The 24,430-nt window shown below is 43.4% G+C and carries 17 protein-coding genes; 4 read left to right on the forward strand and 13 right to left on the reverse strand.

The genetic code is table 11. The features are described from left to right. Positions 1–278: 278 nt before the first annotated feature. Complete coding sequence (locus ACZM60_RS01390) at positions 279–2,621, reverse strand: glycoside hydrolase family 20 protein (protein ID WP_489520610.1); 2,343 nt, start codon at positions 2,619–2,621, stop codon at positions 279–281. Between the two features lie 245 nt (positions 2,622–2,866). On the opposite strand from ACZM60_RS01390, the gene ACZM60_RS01395 reads away from it, so the two are divergent. Further along, a complete protein-coding gene (locus tag ACZM60_RS01395) occupies positions 2,867–4,075 on the forward strand; it encodes an ROK family transcriptional regulator (protein WP_021970589.1) in 1,209 nt (402 codons plus the stop codon). 105 nt (positions 4,076–4,180) lie between these two features. Here ACZM60_RS01395 and ACZM60_RS01400 read toward each other — a convergent pair whose 3' ends face one another. From ACZM60_RS01400 to frr, 11 genes are all read right to left on the reverse strand, one after another. Further along, positions 4,181–5,638 (reverse strand): Na+/H+ antiporter NhaC family protein, encoded by a 1,458-nt coding sequence (locus tag ACZM60_RS01400; protein ID WP_489520611.1) that lies wholly within the window; start codon positions 5,636–5,638, stop codon positions 4,181–4,183. Positions 5,639–5,836: 198 nt separating this feature from the next. Beyond that, complete coding sequence (locus tag ACZM60_RS01405) at positions 5,837–6,943, reverse strand: cholesterol-responsive sulfotransferase (RefSeq protein ID WP_340319169.1); 1,107 nt, start codon at positions 6,941–6,943, stop codon at positions 5,837–5,839. Positions 6,944–6,975: 32 nt separating this feature from the next. Then, positions 6,976–8,481, reverse strand: a complete 1,506-nt coding sequence (cysN, locus tag ACZM60_RS01410) for a sulfate adenylyltransferase subunit CysN (RefSeq protein ID WP_489520612.1) — start codon at positions 8,479–8,481, stop codon at positions 6,976–6,978. A 14-nt stretch (positions 8,482–8,495) separates the two neighbouring features. After that, a complete protein-coding gene (gene cysD, locus ACZM60_RS01415) occupies positions 8,496–9,407 on the reverse strand; it encodes a sulfate adenylyltransferase subunit CysD (RefSeq protein WP_340319168.1) in 912 nt (303 codons plus the stop codon). Between the two features lie 185 nt (positions 9,408–9,592). After that, a complete protein-coding gene (cysC, locus tag ACZM60_RS01420; protein ID WP_021969936.1) occupies positions 9,593–10,195 on the reverse strand; it encodes an adenylyl-sulfate kinase in 603 nt (200 codons plus the stop codon). Positions 10,196–10,211: 16 nt separating this feature from the next. After that, positions 10,212–11,759 carry an SLC13 family permease gene (locus ACZM60_RS01425; protein WP_489520613.1) on the reverse strand — a complete coding sequence of 516 codons (1,548 nt, stop codon included), beginning with the start codon at positions 11,757–11,759 and terminating at the stop codon, positions 10,212–10,214. A 7-nt stretch (positions 11,760–11,766) separates the two neighbouring features. After that, positions 11,767–12,579: a 3'(2'),5'-bisphosphate nucleotidase CysQ gene (gene cysQ, locus ACZM60_RS01430; protein WP_489520614.1), complete on the reverse strand. Its 813-nt coding sequence runs from the start codon at positions 12,577–12,579 to the stop codon at positions 11,767–11,769. Positions 12,580–12,691: 112 nt separating this feature from the next. After that, positions 12,692–14,356 (reverse strand): amino acid permease, encoded by a 1,665-nt coding sequence (locus ACZM60_RS01435; protein WP_489520615.1) that lies wholly within the window; start codon positions 14,354–14,356, stop codon positions 12,692–12,694. A 402-nt stretch (positions 14,357–14,758) separates the two neighbouring features. Next, positions 14,759–15,781, reverse strand: coding sequence for a M20/M25/M40 family metallo-hydrolase (locus tag ACZM60_RS01440; RefSeq protein ID WP_489520616.1), 1,023 nt, complete (start codon positions 15,779–15,781; stop codon positions 14,759–14,761). Between the two features lie 19 nt (positions 15,782–15,800). After that, entirely contained in the window at positions 15,801–16,781 is a 981-nt protein-coding gene (gene rsgA, locus ACZM60_RS01445; RefSeq protein ID WP_489520630.1) for a ribosome small subunit-dependent GTPase A, read from the reverse strand. A gap of 49 nt (positions 16,782–16,830) precedes the next feature. Continuing rightward, positions 16,831–17,391, reverse strand: a complete 561-nt coding sequence (frr, locus tag ACZM60_RS01450; RefSeq protein WP_021969942.1) for a ribosome recycling factor — start codon at positions 17,389–17,391, stop codon at positions 16,831–16,833. A gap of 565 nt (positions 17,392–17,956) precedes the next feature. On the opposite strand from frr, the gene thrA reads away from it, so the two are divergent. From thrA to thrC, 3 genes are read left to right on the forward strand one after another with little or no spacing between them, the layout of a single operon-like run. Beyond that, a complete protein-coding gene (gene thrA / locus ACZM60_RS01455; protein WP_489520617.1) occupies positions 17,957–20,389 on the forward strand; it encodes a bifunctional aspartate kinase/homoserine dehydrogenase I in 2,433 nt (810 codons plus the stop codon). A 4-nt stretch (positions 20,390–20,393) separates the two neighbouring features. Beyond that, entirely contained in the window at positions 20,394–21,608 is a 1,215-nt protein-coding gene (locus ACZM60_RS01460) for a cofactor-independent phosphoglycerate mutase (protein ID WP_489520618.1), read from the forward strand. Positions 21,609–21,614: 6 nt separating this feature from the next. Next, positions 21,615–22,916, forward strand: a complete 1,302-nt coding sequence (gene thrC, locus ACZM60_RS01465) for a threonine synthase (protein WP_340319164.1) — start codon at positions 21,615–21,617, stop codon at positions 22,914–22,916. A gap of 336 nt (positions 22,917–23,252) precedes the next feature. On the opposite strand, the gene rfbB is transcribed toward thrC, so the two are convergent. After that, positions 23,253–24,392, reverse strand: coding sequence for a dTDP-glucose 4,6-dehydratase (gene rfbB / locus ACZM60_RS01470; protein WP_340319163.1), 1,140 nt, complete (start codon positions 24,390–24,392; stop codon positions 23,253–23,255). Positions 24,393–24,430: the final 38 nt, after the last annotated feature.

Consider the following 24,430-nt stretch of genomic DNA (forward strand, 5'->3'; position numbering starts at 1 on the left):
CTGGAGTAGTATAAATGGGGCCAAAAAAAGCTTTGAAGGGGTTGTTATCTACAACAACCTCATATTCATCGTACCTATAAATCGTTTAGGACAACATTGGTATGTGATAACTTTTTGTGTTATTATGAAATTGTATTTGTGTGTTTTGTTTTAAAATGTAACTTTTTATATTGTTTTATAAACTTTAAGTAGGGAAAAAGCGATAATAGTTGCCTGTGCAGAAGAAAATAAAGTAGATTTTTCTTCTGACAGGCTTTGATAAATATATGGAGTCGAGTTTAGTTTACTGATAGTTCATCTACAAAGATGAAGGCTGGTATGGCCGGAAATCCGCTCCATGCCGGCATTTGTTTTTCTGATATGGCAGAAATTCTGACATATCGAGCTGGTTGGGACGGAAAGGTTAATGTATGTTGTTTTACTACTTTTTGATGTTCTGTTGGGATGGGGCAGGTTTCGGATGCTATTTTTCGATAGTTCTTTCCGTCGGTTGACACCTCGACACTGATTTCTCGAGCATCGAATACTCCATCGCCTGTAGCTATGCATGTGTGAAGTGATATTGTTGTGATTGGTGTTTTCTCCTTTAAGTCTATAGTAGCAATCATATCTTTTCCGTTACTGAATCCCAGCCATTTCCCGCTTCCGAAAGTTGCATTTCCGCTGATTCCGTCTACCAGTGTACCGCAACCTTGTCCATTGTATTTGTCATCGGCTGGATAGCGTAATGTAATGGGTTTGTTGGTTGCTTTATTGAAGTAAAGAGGCTGTTTGTAAATTTCACTGTTCCCTTCTGGCCGGATGGCAATGGCTTGTAAAGTGGAAGTCTTGTTTATTTGTATGGCTTGTTGATATACAGGTGATTGGCTCGTTGGCATACTTCCGTCAAGAGTGTAGTGTATCGGGGCATTTCCTAAAGTGGATAAGGCAACTTCCGTACATCCGGTCTTAAAATTAGAAATGTATGTAGCATCTACGTTTAATACGTGTTTGGCATAATTATATTTTTCCAGTTGATATTGTTTTAACATACCTCCCAGGCGATTGAGAAATTCATTATAATCTTTTTGTTCCGGATTACTCCATTGAACTTCGGCCAATGCTGCCCATCGGGGGAGTACCATATATTGAACATGTGAAAAATCGGGAATATATTCGGTCCAAAGGTTGGATTGTACTCCTAATATATGCTTTTTTTGAGTTTTTGTCAGTTGATCTGGCAAAGGATCGTAGTTGTATACTTTCTCGACAGGGATGTATCCTCCTATTGCCAGGGGCTCTTTTTCTGTGTCCAGTGCCTGATAGAAATCAAAATACATAACGGTATTAGGTGTCATAATAACATCATGTCCTTGCTGGGCTGCATTTACCCCAGCAGCTTCTCCACGCCAAGACATGACAGTTACTTGAGAATCCGCATCTCCTTCCAGTATTTCATCCCATCCGATAGTCTTTCTGCCTTTTTTCTTAAGATATTCGGTTACATGTTTCATAATGAAACTTTGCAGATATTGCTCTTTTGTATATTTTGAATCCGACTTGATGTCTTGCTTTTTTATGAAGGCCTGACATTTGGGGCAATGTTCCCATTGTGTTTTGGGGCATTCGTCTCCTCCTATATGTATATATTGTGAAGGAAATAGTTGGGTAATTTCGTCAAATACATCATCTAAAAACTGAAATGTTTTCGAGCTTCCTGCGCAGAGAACATTTTCCGAAATTCCCCATTTGGTCCATATTTCATAAGGACCTCCCGTGCAGCCTAATTCCGGATATGATGCTAAAGCTGCTTGCATGTGTCCCGGAAGATCAATTTCCGGAATAATGGTGATGTGATTTTTAGCCGCATAGTTGACTATGTCTTTTATTTGTTCTTGGGTGTAAAAGCCTTTATAAGGCTTTCCGTCGTATTTTTCCGGACGGTCGTTAAGATGTCCGGTCAAAGTTTCTTTTCTTTTTGAACCGATTTGTGTCAAGCGAGGATATTTCTTGATTTCGATACGCCATCCTTGATCGTCGGTAAGGTGCCAATGCATAGTATTCATGTTGTGCAGGGCCATCATATCTATATATGTCTTGACTTCGTTTACATTGAAGAAATGTCGGCTGACATCGAGGTGTGCACCGCGGTATGGAAAATAGGGGAAGTCGCTGATATGCACTGCTGGGAGTATAATGTTTTCGCCTCCTTGTGCTATGGGTAATGATTTTCTTAAGGTTTGTATGCCATAAAAGACACCAGCTTCGCTATTTCCGTTGATGATGACGTGGCGTGAATTTACATCTAACTGGTATCCTTCTGGATTGATTCCTTTCGGATGTATTTGAAGGATAATTGCATTAGTGGTGTCAGTACTGGTATTTATTGCTATTTCCTTGTGGGTTTTGGTCTTTATATACTGAGCCAAGAGTTGTGCGTAATCTTGAAGCCTTTTATCTTCGGCTGGATATAAAATTTGTGTCTGACTATTAAGGGTGAAAGGAGTCTTGTCGGCTGACAATTGGATTTGCTGAAGAAGCGGAATGATTTGATAATCGGCTTGTATACTTTCTTTTTGACAGGATAAAAGCATAAACAAGAGTGGTATCAGGTAAAGAGCGGAAAGCATGAGCCTTTTCATAATATAATAAGTTAGATTAGTTAATAAAATTAATTATTAAGTTGTGCAAATATATAATTTATTTTTCTTAATGTATCAAAGGAATTATAGTTTAATCTTTTTTATACGTTAATTTATACATACAGGTTTCTTATGGATTTAGTAGACTATGGTTTTATTGAAAAGTAGACAGATTTATTAGGGTTGGAGAGGCCTTTATTAAAAATATTATTATATTTGGAGAGAGAAAAAATTAAGAAGAATATATGACTCGAAAGTTGTTGGAAGAAATAGAAAGGGGATCGAAGAACGCCTTGACCAAAAAACGGATTATTACCTATTATATGTATAACCGTTCGTCTACAATACCGGATTTGTCGAAAGAACTTGATTTAAGTGTACCTACCGTTACAAAATTTATAATGGAGATGTGTGATGAAGGGTATATCATGAGTTACGGTAAACAAGAAACGAGTGAAGGACGTCCTCCAACCTTATATGGTTTAACCTTAGATTCGGGTTATTTTATTGGGGTAGATATTAAAAAGTTTAGTCTGAATATCGGACTAATGAATTTTATAGGAGATTTTGTTGACCTGAAGATGGGAATACCTTATGAAGCAGAAAATAGTCCAGAAGGATTGAACAGACTGTGTGGGTATATTACTGAATTCATATCCCAAGCTAATATTGATAAGGAGAAGATTTTAAATATATGCGTTAATATATCTGGTAGAGTAAATCCTGAATTAGGATATAGTTTCAGTCTGTTTAATTTTGAGGAACGGCCGCTTGCTGAGGTAATGACCGAAAAGATTGGCTATAAGGTAACGATTGATAACGATACCCGTGCCATGACGTATGGAGAAATGGTCAAAGGATTAGTAAAGGGAGAGAAGAATATTATTTTTATTAATCTGAGTTGGGGGCTTGGAGCAGGATTAATAATAAACGGAGATATCTTTACGGGAAAGTCTGGTTTTTCTGGAGAGTTCGGACATTTTAGTGTTTTCGATAATGAAATACTCTGCCATTGTGGGAAGCGAGGCTGTTTGGAAACTGAGGTGTCTGGTGCTGCTCTGCATCGTAAACTGATACAATGTGTTCAGGATGGTAAGCAGTCTATTCTTTCCAAGCGTATCTTGCAGGGAGATACTCCTCTTACTTTAGATGAAATAATTTCCGCAACCAATCGGGAAGATTTGCTTTGCATTGAACTGGTTGAAGAAATAGGGCAGAAGCTGGGACGTTACCTGGCAGGATTAATTAATCTACTGAATCCAGAATTGGTTATCATTGGAGGTGCTTTGGCACAGACAGGTGATTATATTCTGCAACCAATAAAGAGCGCAGTCCGTAAATATTCGTTGAATCTGGTTAATAAGGATTCAGTTATAGCCTTGTCTAAGCTGTTGGATAAGGCGGGAGTTATAGGAGCTTGCATGTTGTCTCGCAGAAGCATGTTTGAATCGTAAATTCAAAAAAAAGCAGGAATACGTTTACTCTTTTTGCGATTGGGCGTATTCCTGCTTCTTGTATAGAAGAATAGGCAATTTTGTATATCTCTATGTCTTTCTTGTTTATTTTATTTCCGAAAAACTTTCTGGATGTTCTTCTGTCGGATGTCTGAAAATCTTATATCCGATAGCTGCAACGATAATGCTCATAATGGGACTGATGATATTGAAAAAGCAATATGGCAGATAGGTCAGAGTGGGAACATTCAGGATAGTTGCCTGCGTCATACCACACGAATTCCACGGAATCAATACAGAAGTCACCGTTACCGAATCTTCAGTCGTACGGCTTAATAGCCGGCTTTCATATCCTTGTGATTTATAAATACTACCAAACATGCTACCTGTCAGGATAATACTTATATACTGGTCTGCAGTGGTCAGGTTCATGAACAGTCCGGAACATACTGTCGACGAAACCAGACTGAAACGATTTTTCATGAAGCGTACAAATACGGAGGTAATACTTCCCAGCATACCACTTGCCGTCATGGCTCCTCCGAAGCACATTGCACACAATATCAACCAGATAGTATTGGTCATGCCTGCCATACCTCGTGTAGCGACAAGCTCTGTCAGAGCAGCATTGTCTGTCTGGAGGTTCGTGCTTCCGTAACAGGTTATCATGACTCCCTTAAACAGATTCTGTTCTCCAGCTATTTCATTCAGCAGATGAGGCTGGAAGATAATGGCTGCTACACATGCAAGAAAGGTAGAAATAGCAAGAGTTATAATAGAAGGAACTTTGCGCGCTATCAGAATACCGGTTACTATAGGAACAATCAGAAGCCAGGGGGTAATATTAAACTTGTCTGCCAGACTTGTTGCTACTTCAGTCATGTGCTCCATGTTGTGAGTACTGTGTGTGAATCCCATGATGGTAAACAGAATCAGTGTGATAACCAGCGAGGGAATTGTAGTGATGAGCATGTAGCGGATGTGACGGAATAACGGAGTTTCTGTGATAGAAGAGGCCAGAACCGTTGTTTCCGACAGCGGAGAAATCTTGTCGCCGAAGTAAGCCCCTGAGATGATAGCTCCGGCTATCCAGCCTTCGTGAAACCCTTGTGCTTTACCTATGCCTAAAAGAGCAATACCAATGGTGGCAATTGTTGTCCACGAACTGCCGGTCATGACCGATATCAGCACGCAGATGATGCAAGTAGAAGTCAGAAAAAATGTCGGATGAATAATTTGCATGCCGTAATAGATAAGTGTAGGTACGATACCGCTAATCATCCATGTGCCGCTCAGTGCGCCAATGATGAGCAGGATGATGACGGCCGTGGCTACACCGCTGATGTTATTTGTAATGGCCAGTTCATAATCTTTCCATGGAATACGATAAAAAGCCATTCCTATAAATATACAAACCGCTGTAGTTACCAGCAGAGAAATTTGGCTTCCGCCGTTCAGTGAGTCGCTTCCGAAAGTACTGATGGTCGCAACCAACATACATATCAGAATGATAATCGGAAGGAAAGATACCAATGGAGAGGGAAATCTTCTTGTTGAATTCATTATATCATATTTATTTGCGGGCGCAAAGATATAATATTTCTGTTTAAATATGCATTTCTAATCGAAAAAACATGCAAAATTGAGTAGGAAATGCATGAATATGTATATAAAAAACACAGACTTTACGTAAATAACGGTCTGTTTCTGCCTACATAAAGTAGAGAGAAATGGCACATACGTAAAGTCTGTGTTGTCAGGTTAAAGTTTGTATCCCCACTGATCGAGTGCGAACGACCAGTTCTTTTCTACCAGTTCAACGGTTTCAGGCTTGTACTGATATTGGTTTTTCTTATAACCTTTCTTTTTGTTTACATAAGCTTCTATCGCAGAACGAGCTTCGTCAAATCCCGGAATAGAAAGCTTCTGATAAATTTCTTGTGTCAGGTCGAAGGCATTCTTTTCGTAGTCTTCGAATTTTACTTCTACCAAATTACCTTCAGGGATGAACTTCTTGTCGGCTTCATACTTATGATACAGTTTAGCATATATTGAAAGTATGTTTTCCTGCAATTGCTCATTGCTGATATCCTGTAACTTTAACGGCTGTATGGTATTGGTAAAGAAGCTTCGTGTTGATTCGAACACTGTATACGGGTTACGCATCAGGTAAATGAACTTAGCATTCGGGAACATCTTTACCAGTTCTTTCACACGTCCGGTATGTGGAGGGTTCTTGCTCAGGAACTGAGTTCCGTGGGTATTCCACAATGAAATCTTGATCAGTTTGGTAAATGTTTCTTCGAACACTTTCAGCTCTTCATCACTGATATCGTCGAATAGCAAGTATTTGTCGGCATACTCCTGCATGTGCTTCGGCAGGAACCAGAAATTATAGTAAGTGTACGGCATCATGTTTGCCAGTGCAAATTCTTCTTCCTGCGGTAAATCGACGGCCAGTTCCATATTGTCTGTCGGACGTTTGTCGGGCATCAGCCAGCTCATGTTCTTTTTAAAGAACGGCTGTCCCCACATCATCAGGTGTGGAAATACAGTCTGGTATGTAGTGTTATAACCGAAGTGCTTATCGCATGAAAAGACATTATGCATAAAAGTAGTTCCGCTTCTCCAGTGTCCCAAAATAAATACCGGGTCATGTTCCAGCGGTTGGTTGGCAAGCAATTTTTCGTAGCGCTTGTCTTGCAGTGGCTTCAAGGTCGATAACAGGCGACATACCGCCTTGGTAAGCCGGTATTTTCCTTTATATGTCTGGTCAATCGTTCTGCCTTCCGTAATCTGGTTGAATGTTTTCCAGTCTGCACCTACCAGAGTATTGATCGGCAATTTACTGAATTCGAGTAATCCCATTTTATGAATTTAAGTTGATACTTATTTTAAACTTACTTTTTTACTTCGATGGCGATGCCCTGTCTGGACAGTTCTTTCACAGCCTTGTCTATTGCTTCATAATGTTCCGGAGCAATCCCCAGTTTAGGCAAGTTAAGTACCGGCAGTTCCATCGTGTTGTGCATATCCTTATCTTCCACGCGGTTCAGAATCATACCTACGGCACTGGTGTTGTTGGTAATCGGGTCTATCAGGATGAACGAGCCGGTCGCCTTGTTCTTGGTATACGGGTCGAAGAACAATTCCTTGGAAGATGTCAATACTACGCGGGCTATCTGGTTCAGTTGCATCGGTACATCTTCTTTTTTCAGACGTCCGTTTTCTACGCTCAGGTGTTCCATTGTATTGATATCTACCTTATATTTAATGCTGTCTACACGGGTACGGCTGGTGTTGGTAGTTTGTTTCAGGAAAAATGACTTTTCCATGTCCATCTTTTCTTCGTCCATCCATACCAGCATGGCTTCGAAGTTGCGTCCAATCATTGGTACGTTGTCTGGGTGAACCAGCATTTCGCCGCGTGAAACATCAATTTCATCTTCCAGAGTCAGGGTAACTGACATGGGAGGGAAAGCATAATCCAATTCACCGTCGTAAGTAACGATACTCTTAACGTGCGACTTCTTTCCTGAAGGAAGAGCCATTACTTCATCTCCTTTGTGTACGACTCCCGAAGCAACCTTGGCACAGAATCCGCGGAAGTCGAGGTTCGGACGAAGAACATATTGTACAGGATAACGGAAGTCCGTCAGGTTATGGTCGTTTCCGATGTGTACGGTTTCGAGGAATTCCAGCAATGAAGGACCGCTGTACCACGGAGTACGATCGGATTTTTCTACTACATTGTCACCGTCGAGTGCCGACAATGGAATACAGTTTACATCGGGTACTCCCAGTGGATCGATGAATGCCTTGTAGTCGGCAACAATCTTGTCGAATACTTCTTTCGAGAAATCTACCAGGTCCATCTTGTTGACTGCAAGAACTACATGCTTGATTCCCAACAGAGAAACCAGGTAAGTGTGACGACGAGTCTGCGTGATGACTCCTGTACGGGCGTCGACAAGAATAATGGCAAGGTTAGCCGTCGACCCACCTGTAATCATGTTGCGCGTATACTGTTCGTGTCCCGGAGTGTCAGCAATGATAAATTTACGGTTATTGGTAGAGAAATAACGGTAAGCCACATCGATGGTGATACCCTGCTCGCGTTCTGCTTTCAGTCCGTCCAGCAGCAAGGCATAGTCGATATGTTCTCCCGCATTACCCATTCGTTTGCTGTCACGTTCCAAAGCATCGAGCTGATCCTCGTATAATTTTTTACTATCAAAAAGAAGGCGTCCGATAAGTGTAGACTTTCCATCGTCTACCGAACCAGCCGTAAGGAAACGGAGCAAGTCTTTCTGCTCATCTTTTTTCAGAAATTCTTCGATAGACATAGCCCCTCTGGCTTCGCCTTCCATGGGGTTTCCTGATTTATTTTTATTTAGTTCTTCCATGATCGTTTGTTTTGTTAGAAGTATCCTTCACGTTTTTTCTGTTCCATACTTGCTTCCTGATCGAAGTCGATGACACGGGTTGTACGTTCACTCTTGGTGGTAGTCATCATCTCTTCTACGATTTTTTCTATCGTATCGGCTTCACTTTCGATAGCTCCGGTGAGCGGCCAGCAGCCTAATGTACGGAAACGGATTTTTTTCATTTCTATCTTATCGCGGTATTTTTCCGGCAGACGGTCATCATCCGGCATAATCAGCTGTCCGTCGATATTGACAACCGGTCGTACTTTGGCAAAATACAAAGGAACGATAGGAATATTTTCCAGGCGAATATACTGCCAGATGTCCAGTTCTGTCCAGTTGCTCAAGGGGAATACACGGATACTTTCTCCTTTACGTATACGGGTATTGTATATATCCCAAAGTTCCGGACGCTGGTTTTTCGGGTCCCACTGGTGGAACTCATTACGGAATGAGAAGATACGTTCTTTCGCACGTGATTTTTCTTCATCACGACGGGCACCTCCGAAAGCGGCATCAAACTTATATTTGTCGAGTGCATGCAGCAAGGCCTGCGTTTTCATCAAGTCGGTATGTACTTTACTTCCGTGAGTAAACGGACCTACACCGGCGCGGAAAGCTTCCATATTGCTTTCTACAATCAGGTTCCAGCCATATTTCTTTGCATATTCGTCACGGAACTGAATCATTTCCTTAAATTTCCATTTAGAGTCGATGTGCATCAACGGGAATGGAACTTTGCCCGGAGCAAAGGCCTTTTCGGCAAGGCGTACCATAACTGAAGAGTCTTTTCCGATACTATACAGCATGACCGGATTCTCAAATTCGGCAGCCACCTCACGGATTATATGGATAGACTCGGCTTCGAGTTCTTTCAGGTGGCTTAATTTATATTCTTCTTTCATATCTGAATTATGAATGTTTTATCAGGGTTACACAGACTGGTTTCCGCTTACTTGTTTTATAAGCTGCCAGTATGAATGGCAAATGGATATAAAATAGTATGAATCCCAAATAATCGCGCAAAAGTACTCATATTATTTCATAAACCAGTGGTTTCTTGTGTTAAAGTGGACTTTGTTAGTTCCGCTTATCGGGTTACTCTGGGTAGGATTAAGTCAAGCAGTTTGTTGACCGATTCTTCTACCGAAAGCTTCGAGGTATCCAGTGACAAGGCTGGATGTTCCGGTGCCTCAAAGGGGGCAGATATGCCGGTAAAGTTTTTTATTTCTCCTTTACGTGCCTTGGCGTACAGACCTTTTACGTCGCGGCGTTCGCATTCTTCTATGGGAGTGCTGACATAGATTTCCATGAAATCCTCCTTGCCGATGATGTTTGCGGCCATTTCACGGATATCGTTGTTCGGACTGATGAATGCTGCGAGCGTAATAATGCCCGTGTCGACGAATAATTTGCCTATTTCCGCAATGCGGCGGATATTTTCTACACGGTCTTCGGCCGAGAATCCCAGATTATTGTTGATGCCGCTGCGGATGTTGTCGCCATCCAATATACGGCAGAGCAGTCCACGTTTTTGCAATTCCCGCTCCAGCGCAATGGCAATGGTACTTTTGCCCGAACCACTTAGTCCGGTAAACCAGATCATGACACTGTGCTGTTTCAGCAGTTCCTCTTTATCGGAACGGGTCAGCATGCGGTCAAATATCGGGTAAATATGTTTGGTTTCTTCCATATCGTTTGGTTATTAGTTAAAAAGGCCATATTTGAGGTATGACGAATATCGAAATCAAAAAAGTAATAATGTTCAGCGGCAATCCGATTCGCACGAAGTCGGTGAACTTGTAGTTCCCGATACCTTGTACAATCAGGTTGGTCTGATAGCCTATCGGAGTAGAGAAGCTGGCAGAAGCTGCCATGCAGATTACTACAAAGAAAGGCATAGGATTTACTCCCAGTTGCTGCGATAGTGACAGAGCAAGCGGGAAGGAGAGGGCCGCTGCTGCGTTGTTGGTTATCAGTTCGGTAAAGATATTGGTAATGATAAACAGCACTGCCAGCAGAACGTACGGGCCATGACTCCGGCTCAAGTCGATGATATAACCAGCCAGCAGGTCGGCTACTCCGGAATTTTCCATTGCTTTGCTGATGGCGAAAGCACAGGCGATGGTAATCAGGATGTCCCATGAAATATATTTGGTATACTTCCGAGGTGGAAATATCTTGGTCCATGCCATGATAACCGTTGTAATAGATACAAAGAAGAACATATCCAGCTTGATGCCTTCAGGCAGCAGTTTCTGTATGTCCGGCAATTCACCGATTGTAGCTCCGATAATCATAAACAGCAACAGGAACAATGCGAACCAGCGCTTTTTCTTTCCGGCAGGTTCATAGTCTTTACCGTTGGCAAGCATGATGAAGACTGACGATTCTCCCCAGGTCTTGATAAAGCTGTCGTCGGCAAGCAATACCAGTGTATCTCCTTCGCGAAAGCTGATGTCATTCAGGTCTTTGTAAGTATTACCGCCGCGGCGGATTTCTTTTACTTCTGCACCGTAGTGACGTTTGAAGTTGAATTCGCTTACCCGTTTGTTGATACCCGGAAAACGTGCGCCAATGACGGCTTCTACCGGATGAATTGATGAGTTGTTTTCCTCGTCTTCACCTGAAAGTGTTTCAGGACGGTCGGCAGGCAACAGCTTGCTGGAAAACAGAAACAGGTAAATGATGCCTGCAATGGCAATGAAAATACCTACTTTTCCCAGCTCGAACATGCTGAATCCTTTCATCCCTGCATCTTGTATCATGCTGTGTACTACCAGATTGGTTGATGTTCCTATCAGTGTACAGATACCTCCCAGAATCGTAACGTACGACAATGGAATAAGAAAGTAAGTGGCAGGAAGTTTTACGTAGCTTGCCCATCTCTTGATGATAGGAGCAAATATAACTACCACCGGAGTATTGTTCAGAAAGGCTGATATGAAGGCAATGGTAGGAAGCATGCGTACCTGAGCCTTGAATACTGTGGTCTGGCTCTGTGGCAGCAGTTTCTTGATGACTTGTGTCAAGGCTCCGCTTTGCCGGATGCCTTCACTTACCAGAAACAACATGGCAACGGTTATCATTCCTTTGTTGCTGAATCCTTCCAGCATTTCTTTCGGGGTAAGTATTCCGGTACAGAGAAATAGGACAACGACCGAGAACAGAATCATTCCCGGACGCATCTTATCCATAATCAGCGCTGTCAGCATAGCGACAAGCGCAACAAGTACAATAATAACTTCTACTGTCATAAATAGGTTATTCGGCTATGAACCATGGGTTCAACAAGTCTTCCTTATTATATTGCAGAGGTTCCTGGGTTCCGGCCTGATAAACTTCTTTACCCATGGCGCGAATAATAGCATGACCGGCAGCTGTATCCCATTCCATCGTTGGTGCGAACCGCGGATAAACGTCAGCTTTTCCTTCAGCTATCAGGCACAGTTTCAGTGAACTGCCTTTCGATACGGTTTCCACTGTCTGATGTTCTTGTTTCATTTTCTCGATATAGGCCTCTGTTTCCGGTGTCAGGTGGGAGCGGGATGCTACGACAACAAAGTTGTTGCGCGGCGTCTCTTCCTGATAGGGCAGGCGATGTGCCTTGCCGATAAGGCTGTTTACCGTTTCATTTGCAGTCAGACGGGTAATATGTTCTACCTTGTAAGCTCCATACTGGCAGTCGGCAAAGTACAATTCTTCCTTTACAGGAATATAGATTACTCCTGCTTCCGGTCTGCCGTTCTTTACATAAGCAATGTTTACGGTAAATTCTCCGTTACGTTTAATAAACTCTTTGGTACCATCCAGCGGGTCGACTATCCATAGTTCGTTCCAGCTTTGTCGCTCTTCGACTGGAATTTTCTTCCCTTCTTCGCTGAGAACGGGATAAGGAGTGGAAGCCAGATGTGCTGCGATAACCTTGTGCGACTTGCGGTCGGCAATGGTCAAAGGGGAGTTGTCTGCTTTCTTCTCTATCTCAAAATCCGCATTAGGATCGGTATACACGTTCATAATTTCTGCCCCGGCTTCTAACGATGCACGGATGGCTGTCAGTAATATATTTTTGTCCATACTCTCTAAATTGCTGTAAAATAACAACATTTTCTCTTATAGTCAGTAGTTCAATCTTCGTTTTTTCTGTTCCTCAGCATTGTTTATAGCTTCTTTTTAACAGAAGCATGCTCTAAACGAGTGGTTTTATCTCTTTCGACTGCTTCCAGATGCGTAGCATATAGTATGCACAGTGAGTAAATGCGAATGCGAAAGAAATGGTCAGTAAAGTCTTGTCCGCATCCCAGCCTACGGTTTGCTGGTGCCACAATCCGGTGATGATGCACAAAACGGAGAGGGCAAGTCCTAATATGTTCAGTACGATGTCGCCTTTGCGATGTGCCTGTCCCGGTTCCAGTCTGCTATATTTTCTACCGTACGAAGCATATACGTCCAGACCTATCAGCATCCATAGTACCAGTCGTATCCAGGTATCAGCAGGCAGGAAGCACATCATGCACAGGCAAGTCAGGATGCCCATAATGGGGACAAAAGGTACAAACGGTGTCTTGAAGGTACGGTGAACGTTAGGCATGGTCTTGCGTACGATGAGCACGGCGGCACATACCAGTGTAAAAGCAAGCAGGGTGCCGATGCTTGTCATTTCGCCGGCTACTTGTGCGGGGACAAATCCAGCCAGCAGGCTTACTACAATCATGAACAGGCAGTTGCTGTGTACCGGCGTGCGGAAACGTTCATTGATACGTGAAAAGAACGGCGGCAGTAGTCCGTCGTGGCTCATGCTGAGGAATACACGACTTTGTCCGAGTAAAGTAACCATGATGACCGAGCAGTACCCGAAAAGAATGGCAAGGATGATGGCTTTGTTCAGCCACGGATAAGCCAGTTCGAAGACACCTGCGGAATTGGTGCTGCCCATGTGTTCGATAGCTACGGCTACGGGGGCAATACCTTCCTGTCCCTGAAATTCGGTATAGTGTGCCACTCCTGTCATGACGTGGGCGAACAGAATGTACAGAATAGTACACACCAGCAGTGAAACAAGGATACCGATCGGCATGTTCCGCTGGGGATTTTTGGTTTCCTGAGCGGCAGTGCTGACTGCATCGAATCCTAAAAAGGCAAAGAATACGATAGCTGCTCCGCGCAGAATGCCGGAAAAACCGAATTCGCCAAGCTTTCCTGTGTTCTCGGGTATGTAGGGTACGTAATTTTCGGCTTGTATGAATTTCCATCCAAGGAAGACAAATATCAGAATTACACCGATTTTCAGAAAGACAATCAACCCGTTGAAAAGGGAACTGCCTGCTATGCCTCGCATAAGGATAAGGCTCATGAGGATTACGATCAGCATGGCTGGTATATTGACAATCCCTCCATCCCACGGGCATGCGGTGAGGGCATGGGGGAGTTCAATACCTATGCCTTGCAGAAAGACCACCAGATAACGGCTCCAGCTGATGCTTACGGTGGTTGCCGCTACTGTATATTCCAAGACCAGGTCCCAGCCGATAATCCATGCAATCAGTTCGCCCATAGTTGCATACGAATAAGTATACGCACTTCCGGCAACAGGAATCATGGACGCGAACTCAGCATAACATAGTCCGGCGAAACAGCATCCTATGGCTGCAATGATGAATGACAGCGTGATGGCAGGACCTGTGTATTCCGATGCGACGGTTCCCGTGATGGAGAATAGTCCCGCACCGATGATGACTCCTACCCCCAAGGCTACCAGGCTGACCGGACCAAGCACCCGTTTCAGTGTCTTGTTGCCCGACTGCTGTGCCTCTGCTTGCAGCATTTCGATACTTTTTCTTATGAACAATCCCATTTGTGATGTATTTGCTTAGATGTTATAGAGTGCAAAGATAGTATTTATTCCGGATGTGCGGCTCTTTTTTATGTACCATGTTGATATATACAGAAAAACGTCCTGATGTATTGTCTAAAATTAAGGTTAGGGATACTATTTGTTTGTTTTTGATGGTGAACTTAATATAATGTTTAAAGAACCAATGCTTTTTTGCTGAATTTTACAAAAGGGCGCATGTCGTTTCTGGGAAAATAGGATTAATGCACAAAGCCTGCTTAAACATTTCTCAAAAGGAAGTTGTTTAAGCAGGCTTTGAAGGACTCAATCCGATACAATCTATATGATGTATTTTCTGGGATAAGTCACACTACAATAAGTCCTTTCAGGTTTTTGTCAGGACGTTACTCTCTTTTTGCATTATTAGAAAGAGGTATTTGCCATTTTCCATAGCCCTAAGAAAGAGGTTTTGGTTATTTCTACCAGTTTGTCCCAGTTGATTTTGGGAGCTTCGTCGCCCGGAAGATGGTAATCGGGATGCCAGTCGGTATGATACCACATGATAGGAATACCCAGTTTGGCAAATGTTCCATTGTCACTTCCTCCTACAGGATTATCCCAAGCGCGGTAATCGGGTTGTAGGTTCAGTTGATAGTGTTCGATATCTTTCTTCAGCCATTCGCCAAAGGCAGGTTTACTTTTAGTAAAAAAGTACACGACATGCCACGGACGCGACTCGTCATTGTTTCTTCCTATCATGTCGAAATTCAGATATCCCTTCACCTGATTGATTTGAGGAAAAGTCTGTGCAAAGTATTTTGAACCAAGCAATCCTTTTTCTTCGCCGTCCCAGAAAGCGAAGATAACGGTACGTTCCGGCTGTTGGCCTGATGCAAGGAATGAACGAACTATTTGCAGAACGGCCGAAACTCCGGAAGCATTGTCGTCAGCACCGTTATAAATTTGGTCGCCATCCAGCATCGGATCGTAACCGATGTGGTCATAGTGGGCACCGATAATTACGAATTCATTTTTATTCTTACCTTCTATTTTGGCAAGAACATTACGCATATTGTATTTTTGGTGAACTCCCTGCTTGATTAACTGAATAGAATCCGGATGTACTTGTAGTCTTCCTTTTTTCTGACGTTCTACGCGGTAGGCTTCAAAAGGTTGGAAGTAACTGTCGAACAAGGGAGATACTCCCCATTGCTGTAACAATGATGCGATATAGTTGCCTGCGATTCGTCCTCCTTCGGTGCCAGCTTCTCGTCCTTTCAGTTCGTCGGATGCCAGAAAACTGACAAAAGCTTCAGCGCTTTCCCGATTGATAAAGGAAAGACCTTTTTCTTCGGGGGTAGGAGTTGAATTCTTCTTTGCGTTGGCGTTTGTTGCCGAGACACATGCCAATGCAGCAAACAGTATACAAAAAGCGTATTTTCTCATGTCTGTTAAAGTTAAATGATTAATAAGCCGAACGATATTTGCCTTCTTCCTTATCTTCCAGCATGTTCAAGTAGGAGGCATAACGTGATTCACTGATATAATGCTTTTCTACCGCTTCGCGTACGGCACATCCCGGTTCATGACGATGTGTACAGTTTCCGTATTTGCATTGGGCAGAAAATTCAAAAATTTCTTTGAAATAGTGTCCTACTTCTTCGTCTTCCATGTCGAAAGTTCCGAAACCTTTAATTCCCGGCGTATCAATGATATATCCATTTTTGCCAACAGGAAACATTTCAGAAAAAGTAGTTGTGTGCATACCTTTGTTATGAACGGTCGATATTTCACCGGTCTTTAGATGTTGTTCGGGTAAAATGGCGTTGATCAGAGTTGACTTTCCTACTCCCGAATGGCCAGAAAACAAAGTGACTTTGCCCTCCAGAGCCTGTTTTATTTCATCAAGTCCGGTTTCATTCAAGGCAGAAATTCTGAAACATGGATAGCCGATATGGGTATACAGATGGATCAATCCCTCCAAATAATGAAGTTCTTCCTCTGAATAACGGTCGGTTTTGTTGAATACAAGACAAACCGGAACGCGATAAGCTTCCGCCGATGCCAAAAAACGGTCGATGAAAGTCGTCGATGTTTCCGGATAATTGACGGTTACTACCAGCATACACTGGTCCAGATTGGCTGCAATAATATGTGATTGTTTAGACAAATTGGATGCACGGCGGATGATATAATTCTTTCGGTCCTCTATCTCTGTAATGAAAGCCGTACCTTCGGAATTGATTGAAATTTGTACCCGGTCGCCTACAGCGATAGGGTTTGTACTGCGGATTCCTTTTAAACGGAAGTTCCCTTTTATTTTACATTCTACTTGCCGGTTATCATCTGTCTTGACCAGATACCAGCTTCCTGTATTTTTTATGACTAAGCCTTTTTCCAAATTTTTATAAGGTGAAAAATAAAGGATGAAGAGAAGCCGGCGCATGCTTTTGCTTGCGCGTCGTACATACTTCATTCTTCATCCTTTATGAATATTAAACAGTCATGATTTCTTTGTCTTTGGCAGCAAGCATTTCATCTATTTGTTTGATATACTTGTCGTGAGCCTTCTGTAATTTTGCTTCAGAATTTTTCTGTTCATCTTCAGGCATACCGTCTTTTACTGCTTTTTTCAGTGCGTCAATTGCATCACGGCGTGCATTGCGGACACTCACCTTGGCTGTTTCACCTTCACCTTTACACTGTTTTGCCAGTTGTTTACGGCGCTCCTCTGTCAAAGGAGGAATACCTATACGGATAATTTCTCCGTTGTTTTCGGGCATGATACCCAGATCGGAGTCAATAATAGCCTTTTCAATTACGCGGAACATGCTTTTATCCCACGGCTTGATTGCGATGCTGCGAGCATCGGGAGTAGTTACGGCTGCTACATTATTAATAGGAACCATACTTCCGTAAGAATCTACACGGATACCGTCCAGCAAACGTACATCAGCTTTTCCGGCACGGATGTGTGCCAGTGCATCTTCCAGATACATAATTGCCATATCCATTTTCTCTTCAGCTCCGCTGAGAATTGTTTTTGAGTCTGCCATATTAAAATTTTAAAAGTTTATCGGGTTAGACTTATGCTAAATTAATGTGAACAAAAATACATGATTTTTTATTTTTCTGCAATAGTTTACTGATAATTATATGATTGCTTGTTTTCCGGTTGTCTGATTTTGCTATTGTTTGTTTGATGGAAGGAGAACTGGGAAAAAAAGACGGCAAATAGGATGTTTATTATAATAATAAGGAGTGTTTTGGGTAGTAGAATAAACGTTTTGTTCCGTTTTATCTGATTTTACGTATAAAAAATAGTTGAAAGATGTTTGATTATAGAAAAATGTTACTATATTTGCCAACAACAAAACAATAATACATGAACGAATACTATCTTCATATCACTATGATGACCGGAATGGGGCACACAGCTACATTCACATCTGTTACCGGGATGACCCCTCGGGGGTAAGAGATTGTATTATAGGTGTTTCTACGTGTTACACGCCTGTGGACTCAGGCACTTCGTTTTTATTTTAATCAGTTATTTATTTTGTTTTATCAGACAAGGCATTCTTGTAAAATAGAATAGCTCTTGTATAAAAGTATAAGTACATGAAAGTATTAAAATTCGGTGGAACATCGGTAGGTTCTGTCAACAGTATGTTGAATGTAAAGAAAATTGTTGAGGCAGTAGATGATAAAGTGATAGTAGTCGTTTCGGCATTGGGCGGCATTACCGACAAGTTGATTAAGACTTCTACGATGGCGGCCAATGGAGATTCAGGCTATGAAAAGGCAATGAAGGAGATTGTAAATCGTCATATAGAGATGGTTTATACCGTCATTCCTGCAGGACAGAAGCGTGAATTATTGTTGGATTGCGTAAACGAACTGCTGAGTGAGTTGAAAGACATTTTTCAAGGAATATATCTTATACGTGATTTGTCGCCGAAGACATCGGCAACCATCGTAAGTTATGGTGAACGGCTCTCATCTATTATCGTAGCTACGCTTATAGAAGGGGCACAATGGTTCGACTCACGTCTGTTTATCAAGACAGAGAAAAAACATAATAAACATATACTCGATTCGGAACTGACAACTCGTCTGGTGCGTGAAACCTTTCACGATATACCTCAAATTTCGCTGGTTCCGGGATTTATTTCCACCGACAAGAATACAGGTGAGGTAACAAACCTCGGTCGTGGAGGATCGGACTATACGGCTTCCATTCTGGCAGCGGCACTCGATGCAAGTGTTCTGGAGATATGGACAGATGTAGACGGCTTTATGACTGCTGATCCTCGTGTTATCAGTACTGCTTATCCGATTACGGAACTGAGTTACGTGGAGGCAATGGAGTTGTGCAACTTTGGTGCGAAAGTGGTTTATCCGCCGACTATCTATCCGGTTTGCCATAAGAATATTCCTATTCTGATAAAGAATACGTTCAATCCTGAAGCTCCGGGAACAATCGTGAAACAGGAGGCCGATCATTCTTCCAAGGCTATCAAGGGTATTTCTTCCATCAATGATACGTGCCTGATAACCATGACCGGACTGGGTATGGTGGGAGTAATCGGTGTGAATTACCGAATCTTCAAGACTCTGGCAGAGAATGGCATCAGTGTGTTCCTGGTTTCTCAGGCATCTTCGGAGAACTCTACTTCTATCGGTGTGCGGACGGTAGACGCTCCGCTGGCTTGCGAAGTACTGAACGAAGAGTTTGCCAAAGAAATAGAAATGGGAGAAATCAGTCCGATGAAAGCCGAAAGCGGACTGGCTACCGTGGCTATCGTGGGAGAGAACATGAAGCATACACCGGGTATTGCCGGAAAATTGTTCGGTACACTGGGACGCAACGGTATCAATGTGATAGCTTGTGCCCAAGGTGCTTCTGAAACCAACATCTCGTTTGTTGTAGACGGAGCTTCTTTGCGCAAGACGTTGAACGTAATTCACGATTCTTTCTTCCTGTCGGAATATCAGGTGTTGAATCTTTTCATCTGCGGTATTGGAACAGTAGGCCACAGCCTTATCGAACAAATCAGCAGTCAGCAGGAGCGACTGAAACGTGAACGGGGACTGATGTTGAATGTCGTAGGTATTGCCAACGGGCATAAGGCTTTGTTTACCCGCAGAGGAATCGACCTGTCTAACTATCGTCAGGAGTTGGAAGAAAAAGGTATTCCTTCGTCGCCTCAAGTGCTTCAGGATGAGATTGTAGGAATGAACATTTTCAATTCTGTATTTGTGGACTGTACAGCCAGCCCGGAAATAGCCGGATTATATAAAGAATTCCTGAGCCATAACATTTCGGTTGTAGCAGCCAATAAGATAGCTGCATCGTCGGAATACGAAAATTATGCAGAACTGAAACATATTGCTCGTCAGCGCGGCGTGAAGTTCCTGTTCGAAACCAACGTTGGTGCCGGACTTCCGGTTATCAATACCATTAACGATTTGATAAATAGTGGCGATAAAATAGTAAAGATTGAGGCTGTATTGAGCGGTACATTGAATTATATTTTCAATACGATCAGTGCCGATGTACCGTTGAGCGAAACCATTCGCAAGGCCAAGGAAGAAGGATATTCCGAACCCGATCCGCGTATTGACCTGAGTGGTAAGGATGTTATCCGCAAGCTTGTCATTCTGGCGCGCGAAGCCGGCTACCGGTTGGATCAGGAAGATGTGGAGAAACACCTGTTTATCCCCAATGAACTGTTCGAAGGTTCGCTGGAAGACTTCTGGAAGAAGATACCTTCCCTCGACGATGAATTTGAAGCTCGCCGTAAGATTCTTGAGAAAGAAGGAAAACACTGGCGTTTTGTTGCCAGCCTTGAAAACGGACATGGAGTAGTTGCCTTGCAGGAAGTAGGCAGAAATCATCCGTTCTATACGCTGGAAGGCAGCAACAACATTATTTTGCTCACAACTGAACGATATAACGAGTACCCGATGCTCATTCAGGGATACGGTGCCGGAGCAAGCGTAACTGCTGCCGGTGTCTTTGCCGATATTATGAGTATCGCAAACATTTAGGCTTATGAAGCACATTATTATTTTAGGAGACGGTATGGCAGACTGGCCCGTACCATCGCTCGGAAACAAGACATTGCTACAATATGCAAATACTCCGTATATGGACAAGCTGGCCCGAATGGGACGTACGGGGATGCTGAAAACGGTTGCCGACGGATTTCATCCCGGTAGTGAGGTGGCAAACATGTCGGTTATGGGTTACAACCTCCCTTTGGTATACGAAGGAAGAGGTGTTCTTGAAGCTGCAAGTATAGGTGTGGATCTGGAACCGGGAGATATGGCTATGCGATGCAACCTGATTTGTGTGGAAGGAGATATCTTGAAAAATCATTCGGCAGGGCATATTACTACCGAAGAGGCCGATCAGCTGATTAAGTATCTGGATGAGAAATTAGGTACAGACCGCATTCGTTTCTATACTGGCGTGCAGTATCGTCACCTGTTGGTGGTAAAAGGTGGGGATAAACATCTGGCATGTGTACCACCCCATGATGTTCCGCTGAAACCTTTCCGTCCGAATCTGATAAAAGCACTGCGTCCCGAAGCACAGGAAACTGCCGATTTGCTGAACACATTGATTCTGAAGTCGCAGGAACTGCTTGCTACTCATCCGGTAAACTTGAAGCGGGTGGCAGAGGGAAAAGACCCGGCTAACAGCATCTGGCCTTGGAGTCCCGGTTATCGCCCGCAGATGGAACCGCTGTCGCAAAAGTATCCTTCAATCCGCAAAGGCTCGGTCATTACGGCAGTCGACCTGATTCGGGGTATCGGACGTTATGCCGGATTGCGCTGCATCGACATGGAAGGAGCTACCGGACTCTATACGACGAATTACGAAGGTAAGGCGCAGGCAGCCATCGAGGCCTTGAAAACCGACGACTTTGTTTACCTTCACATAGAGGCAAGCGATGAAGCGGGGCACGAAGGCGATGTAGACCTGAAACTGAAGACCATCGAATATCTGGACAGTCGTGCACTGGGACCGATTTACGAAGAAGTGAAAAACTGGGATGAACCGGTGGCCATTGCCGTACTGCCCGACCATCCTACGCCGTGCGAGCTGCGCACCCATACAGCCGAACCGGTACCCTTCCTGATCTATTATCCGGGCATAGAACCCGACAGCGTGCAGTGTTATGACGAAATAGCCTGTCGCGAAGGAGCATACGGCACGATGGAGAAAGACGAGTTTATGAATGAGTTTATGAAAATACAATAGAGCGTTATGAAATATTACAGCACCAATAAAAAGGCTTCCGATGCGACACTGGAAGAAGCCGTAGTTCGCGGACTGGCTGGCGACAAGGGTTTGTACATGCCCCGTTCCATCAAATCCCTGCCTCAGTCTTTTTACGATGAGATAGAAAACCTGTCGTTTCAGGAGATTGCATACCGTGTGGCAGATGCTTTCTTTGGAGAAGACATTCCTGCCGATACACTGAAGCATATCGTATACGATACACTGAGCTTCGATGCACCGGTAGTAAAGGTAAAGGATAATATCTATTCGCTGGAACTGTTTCACGGTCCTACCTTGGCTTTCAAGGATGTGGGCGGACGCTTTATGGCACGCTTGCTGGGATACTTTATCCGTAAGGAAGGCAAGAAGCAGGTTAATGTGCTGGTAGCGACTTCCGGCGATACGGGTAGTGCTGTGGCAAATGGTTTTCTGGGTGTGGAAGGTATTCATGTGTACGTGCTTTATCCCAAAGGAAAGGTGAGTGAGATTCAGGAAAAACAGTTTACTACGCTTGGACAGAATATTACGGCTATCGAGGTAGACGGTACGTTCGACGATTGTCAGGCTTTGGTGAAGAACGCTTTCATGGACAAGGAACTGAATGAACACATGCAGCTCACTTCGGCTAATTCCATCAATGTGGCTCGTTTCCTGCCACAGGCTTTTTATTATTTCTACGCCTATGCGCAAATGAAGAAGCAGGGCAAGGCAGACAATCTGGTTATTTGTGTGCCGAGCGGAAACTTCGGAAATATTACAGCCGGACTGTTTGGCAAGCGGATGGGACTTCCCGTGAAGCGCTTTATCGCAGCAAATAATCGGAATGATATTTTCTATCAGTACCTGAAAACCGGAGAATATAATCCTCGTCCTTCGGTTGCAACGATAGCCAATGCGATGGATGTTGGCGATCCGAGTAACTTTGCCCGTATACTCGACTTATACGAAGGTAGTCACGATGCCATCGCCTCTGAAGTAAGTGGTGAAACGTATACCGACGAACAGATACGTGAAACGGTACAGAAGACCTACGAGGAAACCGGGTATCTGCTCGATCCGCATGGAGCTTGCGGCTATCGCGCTTTGGCAGAAGACTTGAAGCCGGGAGAAAACGGTGTCTTTCTGGAAACAGCTCATCCTGCCAAGTTCCTGCAGACAGTAGAAGATATTATCGGCACAGAAGTAAAGATTCCCGAAAAGTTGCAGGCTTTTATGCGGGGAACCAAGCAGAGTGTACCGATGCAGAAAGACTTTGCTTCGTTTAAGGCTTATCTGCTGAAACAGTAATCGGAACGTTTGTTGCTCTTGATGGCGGAATGCTTTTTCGCTTCTGCTGGAAAGGCTGAAAAAACGTCGGCATGTTTTTTTATTTTTTGTACAAAAGATTTTTTTGTTTGTACAAAAACACGGGAGCTTTTCGCAGAACGTTTTCTACCTCTCACGGTGAACTGATGAATCTTTCCTGAAAAAGGACTGATTTCGTGAGTCGAAGAGCAGGAATTGCCGGTTATAACCGATTTGCCGGAAACAGACTGTTGAACAATAAAAACGGAAAATCCCGCAGGACAGATGAAGCAGTCCTGCGGGATTTTTACTTGTTGTACAAGTCGTATAACGAATTACTTATCTATTCTTATACATATTTTCGTAATAATTCTGGTAGTCACCACTGGTAACACTCTTAACCCATTCCTGATTGTTCAGGTACCAGATAATGGTTTTCACGATACCATCTTCGAATTTTGTTTCCGGAGTCCATCCCAGTTCACGAGTGATCTTGGTCGGGTCGATGGCATAACGCTGGTCGTGTCCCAAGCGGTCTTTTACAAATGTAATCAGTGAATCATTTATCCAGTCAATACGGATTTCGCCATTTTCGTCCAGCTCTTTTTTCTTCAATATCTTGCGATAAGCAGGTTCCTGTTCCATCAGGCGGTGGATTGTAGCAATGGTAAGTTTTACAATTTCGATGTTCTGCTTTTCATTGTGACCTCCTACATTGTAAATCTCACCGTTTTTGCCTTCGCGTACCACCAGGTCGATCGCCTTGCAATGGTCTTCTACATACAGCCAGTCGCGTACGTTTGTACCGTTTCCGTATACCGGCAGGCGTTTCCCCTCGAGAATATTCTTGATGATTAGCGGAATCAGCTTTTCTGGAAAATGATAAGGACCGTAGTTGTTCGAGCAGCGTGTAATGGTAACCGGCATCTTATACGTATCGCGATAAGCCATGACGATCAGGTCGGCGCTGGCTTTCGAAGCGCTGTACGGGCTGTGCGGACATAAAGGTGTTTCTTCGGTAAAGAAACCTTCTTCTCCCAGTGAACCATATACCTCGTCGGTTGAAACCTGATGGTAGCGTACATCTTTTCTCCATGTAGGATAACCGTTTTCATCTTTTCCGGTAACCCATGCACGGCGGGCAGCATCCAGCAGGTTTTGTGTACCCAGAATATTGGTCTGAAGGAATAATTGTGGGTTTTCGATGCTGCGGTCTACGTGACTTTCGGCTGCGAAGTTGACAATATAGTCGAATTTATATTCGGCAAACAGGCGGTCGGCAAGTTCGCGGTCGCATATATTACCTCTTATAAAAAAACAGCGTTCATTGTCGACGTCCTTCGAGATGGTTCCCAAATTTCCGGCATAAGTCAGTGCATCAAGTATTACCACCTTGATGTCTTCGTGTTTTGCCAAGATATATTTTATATAATTTGCGCCGATAAATCCGGCTGCTCCTGTGACTAGATAAGTTTTCATATAAGGTCTTGCTTAAAATCGGTTACAAATTTCGGAAA

It is taken from the genome of Phocaeicola sp., assembly GCF_057861905.1.